A 12752-nucleotide genomic window follows, 5' to 3' on the forward strand; every position below is an offset into this window, starting at 1 on the left:
CCGGGGGGATCGGCGGCAGGCCGCTGGAGCTGGTGGTCCGGGACACCGCGGCCGACCCGGAGCGCGCCGCGGCGGCCGTGGACGAACTGGCCGGCTGGTGTGGTGCGAGACGCCCTGGCCGTCCGGGAGCAGCCGCGGGATCACGCTGGTGCGGTCCTCGGTGGCGTCGTGCGCCCCGGCGGTGGCCTGCGGCGGTACGGCGTCCAGCTGGGCGTCGGTGAGACCGGAGCGGGCCTCACGGGTCTCGGCGAGCAGCGCCACCGCGTCGAACGGGCGGAGCTCGGGATCACGGGCGGTGGCGCTCGCCACCAGACCGTCGAGCGCGGCCGGGAGCCCCGGGACGGCGGCCGACGGCGGCGGGACGGCCTCGTTGAGGTGCCGGTAGAGGACCTGAGCGGGGGTGTCGCCGCCGTGCGGCTTGGACCCGGTCAGCATCTCGTACAGGACGACGCCGCAGGCGTACACATCGGTGCGGGTGTCGGCGGTGCCGTCCTCTATCTGCTCGGGGGCGAGATAGGAGACCGTGCCCAGGACGGACCCGGTGGTACTGGTGACGGCGCCCACCGCCCGTACGAGTCCGAAGTCGGCGACCTTGACCCGGCCGTCGTCCCCTATCAGGACGTTCTCCGGCTTCATGTCGCGGTGCACGAAGCCCGCCCGGTGGGCCGCGCCCAGGGCCGCGAGGACCGGCTCCAGGATGTCCAGGGCTGCCCTCGGCTGGAGCGCGCCGCGATCGCGCAGCACGTCGCGCAGGGTGCAGCCCGCGACGTACTCCATCGCCAGGTAGACGTACTGCCCCTGGGCGCCCTGGTCGAAGACCGCGACCACGTTGGGGTGCGCGAGCCGGGCCACGGACTTGGCCTCCCGGATGAAGCGCTCTACGAACGAGACGTCGGTCGCCAGCGCCGGGTGCATCACCTTGAGGGCGAGCACCCGGTCCAGCCGGGTGTCCACGGCCCGGTAGACCGTGGCCATGCCGCCCACGGCGATGCGGGCATCGACGCGGTAGCGGCCGTCGAGCAGCTGCCCGACAAGAGGGTCCTGGAGGGTCGTATCCACGCAGCGAGTCTACGAGCCGCCACGGACACGGCCCACGGGCCGGGGCACTCCCGGGGCCGTACTGCAGCCGAGCCGTGACAGGAACACGCACTCCACGCCGTACCGGCGGCTCAGAAGGCCGGGCGCTCCGGGTCCAGCACGGCGCGCCCCTCGACCGGCGACGACGCCTCGGCGAAGTGGCGGCGCGGAATCCGGCCGGCCCGGTACGCGAGGCGCCCGCCCTCCACCGCGTGGCGCATCGCCGAGGCCATCAGCTCGGGCTCCTGGGCCCGGGTCACCGCGGACGCCAGCATCACCGCCGAGCACCCCAGCTCCATCGCGAACGCCACGTCGGAGGCCGTCCCGGCACCCGCGTCGAGGATCACCGGCACCCGGGCCTGCTCGACGATCAGCCGGAAGTTGTGCGGATTGCGGATGCCGAGCCCGGAGCCGATGGGGGAGCCGAGCGGCATGACCGCCGCGCACCCCACGTCCTGGAGCCTGCGGGCCAGTACCGGGTCGTCATTGGTGTACGGCAGCACGGTGAAGCCGTCGTCCACCAGGATCTCCGCGGCGTCCAGCAGCTCGATCGGATCGGGCAGCAGCGTCCGCTCGTCGGCCACCACCTCCAGCTTGATCCAGTCGGTGCCGAGCGCCTCGCGGGCCAGCCGGGCGGTCAGCACGGCCTCGCCCGCGGTGAAGCAGCCCGCCGTGTTCGGCAGCACGCGGATGGAGAGCCGGCGCAGGACGGAGAGGACCGAACCCTGCACGGTCGGATCGAGGCGGCGCATCGCGACGGTGGTCAGCTCGGTGCCGGAGGCGGTCAGGGAACGTTCCAGCACGTCGAGGCCGGCCGCCCCGCCCGTACCCATGATCAGCCGGGAGCCGAAGGTGGCGTCACCGAGGGCGAAGAGGTCGTCCGGCACGGTTCAGCCTCCCTGGACCGCGGTCAGGACCTCGACGCGGTCACCGGCGAGGAGTGCGGTGGCGGACCACTGGCCGCGCGGTACGACGGTCTCGTTGACGGCGGCCGCGACACCGGAGTGCGCGGTGGTGAGCGTGGCGACGAGTGCCGCCAGGGTGGTGCCCCCGGCGAGGCGACGGACCTCGCCGTTCACGGACACGGAGAGGGCGCTGGCCCCGGAGAGCGGTGCGGGCTCGGTCATGCGGGCTGCTCCTGACGTACGGAGACGGCGGGGGACGGGAATCGGCGCGGAGTGAAGGGGCGGGCCGGTTCGGGCGGCTCGCCGCCGGTGAGGAGCTCGGCCATGACGTCACCGGTGACGGGGGTGAGCAGCACCCCGTTGCGGTGGTGGCCGGTGGCGAGGTGGAGGCCGGGCAGGGCGGTGGGGCCGAGCAGCGGGGCGTTGTCGGGGGAGGTGGGGCGCAGGCCGGCCAGGGTCTCGGTGAGCGGCAGCTCGGTGATGCCGGGCACCAGTTCGTGGGCGTCCCGCAGCAGCTCGTAGACGCCGCCCGCGGTGACGGTGGTGTCCCAGCCCATCTCCTCGCTGGTGGCGCCGACGACCAGCTCGCCGTTCTCGCGCGGCACCAGATAGACGTGGCTGCCCCGGACCAGGGCCCGTACCGTCCGGCTCAGGAACGGCGCGTACGGGGCCGGCACGGTCAGCCGCAGCACCTGGCCCTTCACCGGCCGGACCGGCGGCACGACCTCGTCGGGCACCCCCGCCAGCCGGCCGCTGAGGCTGCCCGCGGCGAGCACGACCTGGTCGGCCACGAGCTCCGTACCCCCGGCGAGCACCGCCCCGGCGGCCCGGCCGCCCACCACGCTCAGGCGCTCCGCCCAGCCGCGGTGGAAGACCACCCCGGCCCGCTCGCAGGCGGTCAGCAGGGCGGCGGCCAGCCGGCGCGGATCGATCTGGTGATCGCCGTCGACCCGCAGACCACCCCGGACGCCCGGCGCGAGCATCGGCTCCAGGCGACGGCACTCGCGGCCGGTGAGCCACTCCGATTCCAGGCCCGAACGCCGCTGCAGGGCATGCAGGTCCCGCAGATGGGCGCGGTCGTCGGAGTCCAGCGCGACGGCCAGGGTGCCGCAGGCGCGGAAGCCGGTCTCCCGCCCGCTCGCCGCCTCCAGCTCGGCCGCGAAGGCCGGATAGCGGGCGGCGGAGGCCAGATTGAGGCCCAGCAACAGCTGCTCGCCGTAGTGGAGTTCGGTGACCGCGGCCAGCATGCCGGCCGCCACCCGGGCGGCCCCGCCGCCCGGTTCGGGGTCGGCGACCGCGATGCGCAGTCCGCGTTGCGCGGCCCGCCAGGCGGTCACCAGGCCGATGATCCCGCCCCCGATGACCAGGACATCGGATCCGTTTCCGTTCCGAGAAGAACGCATGGGCTTCCAGCCCCTCCCTTCGCCGGCATGACCCGGATCAGGTTCGTACGGTCGGAGGCCGCCCAGCCTCCCTCTCAGCCCGGTGCGTCCGGGCTCCCGCGAGTGCTTTACGTTGGCCACCCTAAACCCCGTCCCCCCGGCCCAGTAAGGGAGCAGCCGCCGTGGCCCGTTCGCTCGACGGACTCGTCCTGTCACCGGTGGCCGACCAGGCGCCCGGACAGGTCGGCACCCGTACCCGCTTCGCGTACCACGAGGAGGACGGCCGGATCTGGGCCGAGTACGCGGGCGGCGACGTGGTGCGCGGCCATCTCGTCGGCACCCGGACCGGCGACCTGCTCGACTTCCGGTACGTCCAGCTCAAGCAGGACGGAACGACGTCCTCCGGTCACTGTCTCTCCACCGTCGTCGACCTCGCGGACGGCCGGGTCCGGCTGGACGAGCGGTGGGAGTGGGAGTCGCAGGAGGGCGGCGGGACGAGCACGGTCGAGGAACTCACCCTTTCTTGACGATCTGTCAGGTGCTTAAGGTGTACGGGTGAGCGAGCAGCAGCAGTCAGAGCAGCCGGACCGGCGGACAGGAAGCCGCGTCGTCGTCGTCGGAGCGGGCATGGCCGGGGTGCAGACCGCGGTGGCCCTGCGCGAGCAGGGCTTCACGGGCCCCGTCACCCTGATCGGCGCCGAACCGCATCAGCCCTACGACCGGCCCCCGCTGTCCAAGGCGGTGCTGCTCGGCAAGGCCGAGGACTCCGCCTTCGACATCGACTTCGAGGCGCTGGAGATCGATCTGCAACTGGGCCGCGAGGTCACCGGCGTGCGCCCCGCGGCACACGAACTGGACACCCCGTCGGGCCCCGTTCCCTATGACGTCCTGGTGATCGCGACCGGCGCCGAACCCGTCGTCCTGCCCGGGGCCGAGGGCGTTCCCGGTGTCCACCTGCTGCGCACCCTCGACGACGCGGCACGGCTGCGGCCGGTCCTGGACGAGCAGCACGGCGTCGTGGTCGTCGGCGCGGGCTGGATCGGCGCCGAGTTCGCCACCGCGGCCCGCGCCGCCGGCTGCGCGGTCACCGTCGTGGAGGCCGCCGACCGGCCCCTCGCCGGTGCGGTGCCCGCGGAGGTCGCCGCCCCGATGGCCGCCTGGTACGCGGAGACCGGCGCCGAACTCCTCACCGGCGCCCGGGTCGACCGCGTCGAGCCGGGCCGGGTGGTCCTCGCGGACGGCCGTACGGTCCCGGCCGGAGCGGTCGTCGTCGGGATCGGCGCCCGGCCCGCCACCGGCTGGCTGGCCGGCTCCGGCATCGAGCTCGGCCCCGACGGATCGGTGACCGCCGACGAGGCGCTGCGCACCTCGCTGCCGGATGTGTACGCGGTCGGCGACTGCGCCTCGTTCCCCTCCGCCCGGTACGGCGAACGCCTGCTCGTCCACCACTGGGACAACGCCCTCCAGGGCCCGCGCACCGCCGCCGCCAACATCATCGGGACGCTCGCCGGGGACGGCGCGGCGCCGGTGGCCTACGACCCCGTGCCGTACTTCTGGTCCGAGCAGTTCGACCGGTTCGTGCAGTACGCGGGCCACCACGGCAGCGCCGACACCCTGCTGTGGCGCGGCGATCCGGCCGAGCCCGCCTGGTCGGTGTGCTGGCTGCGCGACGGCGTGCTGGTCGCGGTGCTCGCCGTCGGCCGGCCGCGCGACCTGGCGCAGGGGCGCAGGCTCATCGAGGCGGGGGCGCGGCTCGACCCGGCGCGGGCCGCCGACCCCTCCGTACCGCTGAAGTCGGCGATCCGTCAGTAGCGCGCCGCCGGGCGCGCGGAGCGTCCGGAGTACGGGCGACCTCTTGGACGGCGGCCGAAATTGGTGCACCGTACATGCTCTGGATCACTCGTCCGCTCCCGGAGGAAGTACATGTTCCGACACAGATGGGTCCGCGCCCTGCGCCGGATCTGCGTGGTCTCGGCCTCGATCGCCCTGGCCGGCGGCGCGCTCGCCGTCCCGGCGAACGCGGGCACCGCCCCGAAACCCGGCTCCAACCCGGCCGTCGACTACCAGGACCCGGTCGACGCGCTGCCGCCGGTCTCCCGGCCCGACACCGCGCACTGCGCGGTGACGGCCGTCGAGCACGACTTCGGCAACACCCTCGGCGGGCCGCCGTACACCACCGCGCTCACCCCGCCCGCCAGGTGCGAGGGCCCCTGGAACAAGGTCGTTCTCGACTGGTCGGCCAGTGTGAAGGGGCGTCAGTACGACCGTCTCGCCGCGGTGTTCGTGGGCGGCGCGGAGATCTTCCGCACCAGCACCGCCGAGCCCGACGAGGACGGCATCAGCTGGCACGTCGCCAAGGACATCACCGACTTCGCACCGCTCCTCGAGGACCCGCAGAAACTCCAGCTGGACCTCGGCAACGTTGTCAACGACACCTACACCGGCGTGTACAAGGTCAAGCTGACGATCACGTACTACCGGGCCGACAAGCACCACCCGGCCGCGCGGACCGCCGACCGGATCGTCCCCCTCGGCGACACCGGGTCCGACCGTGCCCCCTGGATGAGCGTCGGCAAGGGTGGCTCCACCAGCACCGACGTCACCTTCCCGCAGAACCTGACCGCCGCGCGCCTCCAGGTGTACGCACGGGGCGGCGGCTGCGACGAGCAGTGGTTCGACGCGGTCCCCAGCGACCTCGCCGCCACCGCTCCGGACTACCTCTGCGGCGGCGGCCCGTACCGCGAGGTACAGATCGCCGTGGACGGGCGGCCCGCGGGCCTCGCCCAGCCCTACCCCGTGGTCTACTCCGGCGGCATCGTCCCGACCCTGTGGCGGCCCGTCCCGGCCATCGACCAGTTCAGGACCGAGGCCTACGACATCGACCTGACCCCCTTCGCCGGTGAACTGGCCGACGGCAGGCCGCACGCCATCAGCATCACGCCGTACGGAGCGGCCGACACCTGGATCGTCGACGGTTCGCTCTTCCTGAGCATGGACGCGCACGCGGCCCGCACGAGCGGCAGGGTCACCGTCGACACCCTCAGCGACGAGCCGGTGGTGAGGACCGTCCAGACCCCGCGCGGCGACGGCTCCACCCATGTCGCCGTGTCGACCGGGCGTTCCTGGAGGATCTCGGGCTACGTCCGGACCTCGAAGGGCCGGGTCACCACCACCGTCGAGCAGCACTTCTCGTACACCAACGAGGACACGGTCTCCAGGACCGGCCGGCAGCAGACGATGCACCAGCGCGACCACGGCGCCACCACCGTGACGACCGGCACCGGCGGGCGCACCGAGGCCCGGCGGCACGCCTGGTCCTACCCCATCGACGTCGACATGGATGTCCCGTTCTACGGCGACTACAACAACTACGAGCTGAACGCCGCCGTCACCCAGCGCCGTGTGCTCCTCGACACCTCCGGGACGGGCTCCGGGCACGGCTGGCGCACGGACGCGGTCACGGACGACACCGTGGACTCGACCGGCAACCTCGCCCGCGAGAACGGCGCCGTCCGGGCCGCCGACGGCGCGTCGTCCGAGACGTACCGGGGCACCACCGACACCGGGGCCTGTTACGCGCGCTCCCTGACGACCGCGCACGGCTGGGTCACCGGCGACCGGCGGAGCCACTGCAGGGTCCCTGACGTGGTCCGGGAGGCCCTGAAGGGCTGAGTCCGGGTATCGGCTGTCGGTGCGGGATGGCAGGCTTGTACCCGTGACCGAGATTGACGCAAAGATCGATGCTCTCGTCCCCGCCTGGCTCCACCTGCCCGACATCGCCGAAATGCTCGATGTCGAGGTGACGCGCGTGCGGCAGCTGGTCAAGGAGGGCCAGCTGATCGCCGTACGACGTGGTGAGAACCGGACGCTTCAGGTGCCTGCCGCCTTCATCGACGGCGACAAGGTGGTCAAGGGCCTCTCCGGCACCCTGACGCTCCTGAGGGACGACGGCTACAACGACGAAGAGATGCTTGAGTGGCTCTTCACCCCCGACCCGACCCTGCCGGGCACCCCCGCCCAGGCACTGAGCGAGAATCGCGGCACGGAGGTGAAGCGCCGCGCCCAGGCGCTCGCCGTCTGACCGCCGGCCGCAGGTGAGGGGCGGGCCGCGCGACACCGCGCGGCCCGCACCCCCGCACCGTCCGGCGCAGGCCGCACCACGAACGCTCTCCCAGGGGGAACCGCACCATGTCCACGCCTCGCGCGCTGCTGTCCGACGCCCGGCTCTATCTGTGTACGGACGCGCGCAGGCGCCAGGGCGACCTCCCCGCGTTCCTCGACGCCGTCCTCGCCTCCGGGGTGGACATCGTCCAGCTCCGGGACAAGGGCATGGAGGCGGCCGAGGAGCTCGACCACCTGGCCGTCGTCGCCGACGCGTGCCGGCGCCACGGCAAGCTCCTCGCGGTGAACGACCGGGCCGATGTCGCCCATGCCATCGGCTCCGACGTGCTCCACCTCGGCCAGGGGGACCTGCCGGTGCCCGCGGCCCGCGCCGTCCTCGGCGAGGACGTGCTGATCGGCCGCTCCACCCACGCCCGGTCCGAGGTCGACGCGGCCGTCGCCGAGCCCGGCGTGGACTACTTCTGCACCGGCCCCTGCTGGCCCACCCCGACCAAGCCCGGACGCCACGCCCCCGGCCTGGACCTGGTGCGGTACGCCGCCTCGCTCGACCAGCCGCGCCCCTGGTTCGCCATCGGCGGGATCGACGCCGGCAATCTCGACGAGGTGCTGGACGCCGGAGCCCGCCGGGTCGTCGTCGTACGGGCGATCACCGAGGCCGCCGACCCGGCCGCCGCCACCGCCGGGCTGGCCGGAAGGATCCGGGCACGCGCCGCGGTCTGATCCGGCCGTCCGGAGGCGATATCTGGCCGACTGTCCGAAGGATGGACAAACAACCAGTCAATTCGGGCAATTCACGCTGGTCCGGTCCTTTGGCAGTCGCGCTCTGGTTAACCTGCCCGTATGGCCCTTGGCACACCATCCACCAGGACAGATCACGCGCGTACGGTGCGTGAGCTTCTCGCGACCGGCAAGACCTCGTACTCGTTCGAGTTCTGGGCGCCCAAGACCGAGAAGGGCGAGCGGAACCTCTGGAACGCGCTGCGCCGGGTCGAGGCGGTGCGGCCGAGCTTCGTCTCCGTGACCTACGGGGCCGGTGGCTCCACCCGGGCCGGGACGGTGAAGGCCACCGAGCAGATCGCGGCCGATTCCACCCTCACGCCGGTCGCCCACCTCACGGCGGTCAACCACTCCGTCGCCGAGCTGCGCAACATGATCGGGCAGTACGCGGACGCCGGGATCCGGAACATCCTCGCCGTGCGCGGAGACCCGCCGGGCGACCCGATGGGCGAGTGGGTCAGGCATCCGCAGGGCGTGCGGTACGCAGCCGATCTCGTCCGGCTCATCAAGGAATCCGGCGATTTCTGTGTCGGCGTCGCGGCATTTCCCGAGATGCATCCGCGCTCGACCGACTGGGATACCGATATCCGGCATTTCGTGGACAAGTGCCGCGCCGGTGCCGACTATGCGATCACCCAGATGTTCTTCAATCCGGAGGACTATTTGCGTATGCGTGACCGCGTGGTCGCTGCGGGTTGCGAAACCCCGATCATCCCCGAGGTCATGCCGCTGACCAGTGTCAAACAGCTGGACAGATTCGCGCAGCTCAGCAACGCGTCTTTCCCCTCGTCCCTGAAAGAACGCATCCTCGCCGCCAAGGACGATCCCGCCGCTGTACGCTCCATTGGCATCGACTTCGCAACGCAGTTCTGTGCGAGGCTGCGATCCGAGGGTGTGCCCGGACTGCACTTCATCACGCTCAACAACTCGACGGCGACGCTCGAAATCTACGAGAATCTCGGACTGCACAAGCAGTCGTGACCGGCCGTACCCGCCGTGACCCGGGGCGGTGGCCGTAGGAGGGGGCGGGCATGGGCTGGACAGTCCTCTACATCGCGTTCGGAATCGTCGCGCTGTGGCTGCTCGGCGAGGTGCTCCTGCAGTACAAGGCGCGCCTTCGCTGGCGTCTGCTCGCCTTCGGCGGCTTCGGACTGGTGGTCGTCGGCGTGCTGATTCCGTCGGTGTTCGTCATCGTCCTCGGCACGATCGCCTTCGCGACCGGCCAGACCTACGTCACGCTTTCCTTCCGGCGCGGCTTCTCCACCGGCTGGGCCATAGGGGGCAAGCCCGGTGCGAGCCGCCGTCGCCGGGGCGGCGGCGACCGGGAGGGCCGCGGGCCCACGCTCCAGGTGTCGGACCTGGAGATGGCGCCGCACGACGAGCAGGCCCCGCAGCGAGTGGACGCCGAGGCTCCGGCGACCGCGGTCTACGAGCCCGAGCCGATGCCGGACGACACCGGGCAGTACGGCGTCTACTCCGACCACCACCGGTCGCAGCAGCACGGGACGGGCCAGACGGGCCAGCCCGAGCAGCAGCCTCAGTACGCCGGGTACGACCCCTATGCCGCCCCCGCCGGGTACGGGGCGGAAGGTCAGGATCCGTACGCCGGTCAGGGCCCGCTCGCCGGGCAGTACGACTACGGCACCCAGGGGCAGCAGTACGCCGCGTATTCCGACCCGTACATCGGGACCGGCACCACCGGCGGTCCCGCCCAGTACGACGCGTACGACAGCTACGGCAACGGCAACGGCAACGGCTACGACAGCTTCGGCGGCCGGCAGCAGTACGACGCCGACCCCTACGCCCAGCAGTACGCCCCCGAGACGCCGCCGGGCGGTGTCTGGGTGCCTCAGCAGCGCGAGGGCGAGCAGTACCCGGTCGCCCCGCCGGAGCCGCCCGCGAACCCCGCCCCGTACCCGAACGGCTACAACAACGGCAACGGCTACGACGAGCAGCAGTACCGCTACTGACGGCGGCGACGGCCGGCGGCCCTCCCGGTCACCGGGAGCCCCGGAAGCCGTCGCCCTCCACGATCAGCCCGGCTACCAGCGCACCCGACATGCCCGCGTGGGCAAGCCCGCCGCCAGGGTGCGACCAGCCGCCCACGGCGTAGAGCCCCGGCAGCCGGGTGCGATTGCCCGGGTGCAGATGCGCGCCGCCCGCCCCGGCCAGCGCGGGCGCGGGCACCGAACCGCCCTCCGCGCCGGTGTCGGCGGCCGTCTCGGCCGGCGTCCGCACCTCGGCACGGAGCAGCCGCTCCCGTATCCCGGGCACGGCCGCGGCAGCCGTATCGATCAGCGTGCCGGCGCACCGCTCGCGCACTGCCGGGTCCGCCCAGTCCACCGCTCCGTGCGGGGCGACCGTCGCCGTCAGCGTCACCGCCTCGTGCGCGTCGTCGGGGCGGGTCGAGGGGTCGTCCGGGCGCAGCACCGTCACCGTGGGGTGCTCGGCGAGCCTTCCGCCGAAGACCGCCTCGCGCTCCGCCGCGCCGTCCTGCGGATGCACCAGCGTCCGGTGCACGGCATCCGCGGGCCGGGCGCCGCGCAACGAGAGCAGAACCAGGAAGCGGCCCGGCACCACCCCTTGCCCGGGCCGGGGCTGCACCGCCACGTCCCCGTCCTGCCACAGCTCCTGACCGGGCACCAGCTCCGGCCGCGGCCGGATCCCCAGCACCACATGGCCGGCCTCGGCGACCGTGCCGTCCATGAGCTCGACGCCCGCCGCCCGGCCGTCCTTCTCGACGACCCGGGCCACCTCGGCGCCGAAGACGAACTCCACCTTCCGGGCCAGGCACCGCTCGTACACCGCCTGCGCCAGGGCCCGCATCCCGCCGGAGACGTACCAGCTGCCGAACGTCTCCTCCATGTACGGCAGCAGGGCCGCCGCCGCCGGGGCGCGCAGCGGGTCGAGCCCGTACGACAGGGCGTATCCGTCGAGGAGCGCGGCCAGCCGGGGGTCCGCCAGCTCCCACGCGCCGACCTCCGCGACCGTGCCCGCCTGCCGGGCGGAGCGCAGCAGGCGGCGCTGCCGCGGCGCCGGGTACGGATCACGGCCCAGCACCTGCCAGTCGGAGCGCAGCGGCTCCTCCAGGAGCGGACGCCTGGACCGGTCCCAGGCATCCCGCGCCCGGTCCAGGAACCCGCCCCAAACCGCGCCCGCACCGCCGCCGAGCGCGCCGTCCAGCGCGGAGACGACCCCGGCACGTGAGGCGTTCGGCAGCGAGACCGCCGTGCCGTCGGTGAACAGATGGCGGCTCGAAGGATCGACCTGCGTCATGGTGACGCACCGCTCCAGCGGCTCCTTGCCGGTCTTGACGAACAAGTCGCGGTAGACGGCGGGCAGATGCAGCAGCGCCGGACCGGTGTCGAAGGCGAAGCCCTCATGGGCATGGCGGCCGACCGAACCGCCGAAGGTCTCCGACCGTTCGTACACCGTCACCCGGTGGCCTGCCACGGCGAGCCGGGCGGCCGCCGCCATCGCGCCCATCCCGGCGCCGATCACCGCAATACGTGCCATGTCAGTGACCCTAGCGGCCACCACCGACAGTCACTCCGCCGGCCAGCGCGAACCCGTCCCGGCCAGGCGTTTCTCCTCCCGCCGCCGAGCCCTGCGGCGCAGGTGGCGGCGAATTCTGGAGGCCAGGAAGGCCACGATGACGATGCCCAGCAGCAACAGCGTCCCCGCGATGACGGCGGCCACCACCGGATGGAATATCGCGAAGGTGACGATCCCGGCGACACCCAGGTCCTCCGCGATGCTCACCACGACATTGCTGAACGGTTCGGGGGAGGAGTTGACCGCCATCCTGGTGCCCGCCTTCACCAGATGGCTCATCAGCGCGGTGGAACCGCCCACCGCCGCGGCCGCGAGCTGCGGCAGCGAACCGCTCTCGCCGGCCAGCAGCGCGGCCACGACGGCACCGGCGACCGGCCTGATGACGGTGTGCGCCGTGTCCCAGACCGAGTCCACGTACGGGATCTTGTCGGCCACCACCTCGCACAGGAAGAGAACGCCGGCCACGACGAGGACATCGGTGCGCTGCAGCGACGCGGGCACCTCGTCGGTCAGGCCGGTCGCGCCGAAGACACCGAGCAGCAGGACCACCGCATAGGCGTTGATCCCGCTCGCCCAGCCGCTTGTGAACACCAGGGGGAGTACGGACACGGACGCGATCGTAACCAGACGGAGCAACGCCCGGGGCCCGGTCGGGTGCGCAGCTCTGAGTATCCGTACCTAGACGATGAGATGAGTAGGTACGCGGATGGGCTTCCACTTGTGCGCGCGGGAGAGTGGGACGCACGGAGAGGGGCGCGGCTCCGCACCGCCGGCACGGGGCGGCGGAACGGTCGCGGCGCTCCCTCCGGATCGGGGGAGCACGAAGGAGAGCCCGGGGGACCACGGGGGAACGAAGGTCACGGGGGAAGGCTCTCCGGCAGTACGGAAGACGCCGGTCCGGCGCAGGCTCGGGGGGATCGAGCCTCGCCGGACC

At 72.8% G+C, this 12752-nt stretch carries 13 protein-coding genes and 1 riboswitch; of the genes, 7 read left to right on the forward strand and 6 right to left on the reverse strand.

The window, feature by feature from the left end:
* The 4 genes from ACWCPY_RS42025 to thiO form a co-directional block, all read right to left on the reverse strand.
* Positions 1-1059 (reverse strand): protein kinase domain-containing protein (locus ACWCPY_RS42025; protein ID WP_451274301.1); only part of this gene is annotated, 1059 nt, incomplete at its 3' end.
* A gap of 110 nt (positions 1060-1169) precedes the next feature.
* Positions 1170-1964, reverse strand: coding sequence for a thiazole synthase (locus ACWCPY_RS42030; RefSeq protein ID WP_451274303.1), 795 nt, complete (start codon positions 1962-1964; stop codon positions 1170-1172).
* 3 nt (positions 1965-1967) lie between these two features.
* Complete coding sequence (thiS, locus tag ACWCPY_RS42035) at positions 1968-2204, reverse strand: sulfur carrier protein ThiS (RefSeq protein ID WP_451274305.1); 237 nt, start codon at positions 2202-2204, stop codon at positions 1968-1970.
* The gene (thiO, locus tag ACWCPY_RS42040; RefSeq protein ID WP_451274307.1) at positions 2201-3385 is read right to left on the reverse strand and encodes a glycine oxidase ThiO; all 1185 of its coding nucleotides are present in this window, start codon (positions 3383-3385) and stop codon (positions 2201-2203) included. Before thiO ends, thiS begins: the two co-directional genes overlap by 4 nt.
* A riboswitch (TPP riboswitch) is annotated at positions 3383-3495 on the reverse strand. It overlaps the preceding gene by 3 nt.
* A gap of 51 nt (positions 3496-3546) precedes the next feature.
* Here thiO and ACWCPY_RS42045 point away from each other — a divergent pair.
* From ACWCPY_RS42045 to ACWCPY_RS42075, 7 genes are all read left to right on the forward strand, one after another.
* Complete coding sequence (locus ACWCPY_RS42045) at positions 3547-3891, forward strand: hypothetical protein (RefSeq protein WP_451274309.1); 345 nt, start codon at positions 3547-3549, stop codon at positions 3889-3891.
* A gap of 28 nt (positions 3892-3919) precedes the next feature.
* Complete coding sequence (locus tag ACWCPY_RS42050; protein WP_451274311.1) at positions 3920-5176, forward strand: NAD(P)/FAD-dependent oxidoreductase; 1257 nt, start codon at positions 3920-3922, stop codon at positions 5174-5176.
* A gap of 111 nt (positions 5177-5287) precedes the next feature.
* The gene (locus ACWCPY_RS42055; RefSeq protein WP_451274313.1) at positions 5288-7036 is read left to right on the forward strand and encodes a peptide-N4-asparagine amidase; all 1749 of its coding nucleotides are present in this window, start codon (positions 5288-5290) and stop codon (positions 7034-7036) included.
* A 43-nt stretch (positions 7037-7079) separates the two neighbouring features.
* Complete coding sequence (locus ACWCPY_RS42060) at positions 7080-7445, forward strand: Rv2175c family DNA-binding protein (RefSeq protein ID WP_072483235.1); 366 nt, start codon at positions 7080-7082, stop codon at positions 7443-7445.
* A gap of 107 nt (positions 7446-7552) precedes the next feature.
* Complete coding sequence (gene thiE, locus ACWCPY_RS42065; protein ID WP_451274315.1) at positions 7553-8206, forward strand: thiamine phosphate synthase; 654 nt, start codon at positions 7553-7555, stop codon at positions 8204-8206.
* Between the two features lie 120 nt (positions 8207-8326).
* Entirely contained in the window at positions 8327-9244 is a 918-nt protein-coding gene (metF, locus tag ACWCPY_RS42070; RefSeq protein WP_451274317.1) for a methylenetetrahydrofolate reductase [NAD(P)H], read from the forward strand.
* Positions 9245-9294: 50 nt separating this feature from the next.
* Positions 9295-10233 (forward strand): hypothetical protein, encoded by a 939-nt coding sequence (locus ACWCPY_RS42075; protein ID WP_451274319.1) that lies wholly within the window; start codon positions 9295-9297, stop codon positions 10231-10233.
* 28 nt (positions 10234-10261) lie between these two features.
* Here ACWCPY_RS42075 and ACWCPY_RS42080 read toward each other — a convergent pair whose 3' ends face one another.
* Together ACWCPY_RS42080 and ACWCPY_RS42085 are read right to left on the reverse strand one after the other, a co-directional pair.
* A complete protein-coding gene (locus ACWCPY_RS42080; RefSeq protein WP_451274321.1) occupies positions 10262-11779 on the reverse strand; it encodes a phytoene desaturase family protein in 1518 nt (505 codons plus the stop codon).
* A gap of 30 nt (positions 11780-11809) precedes the next feature.
* Positions 11810-12427 carry a DUF4126 domain-containing protein gene (locus tag ACWCPY_RS42085; RefSeq protein ID WP_451274323.1) on the reverse strand — a complete coding sequence of 206 codons (618 nt, stop codon included), beginning with the start codon at positions 12425-12427 and terminating at the stop codon, positions 11810-11812.
* Between the last annotated feature and the right edge of the window lie 325 nt (positions 12428-12752).

It is taken from the genome of Streptomyces sp. NPDC002403 (genome assembly GCF_053593015.1).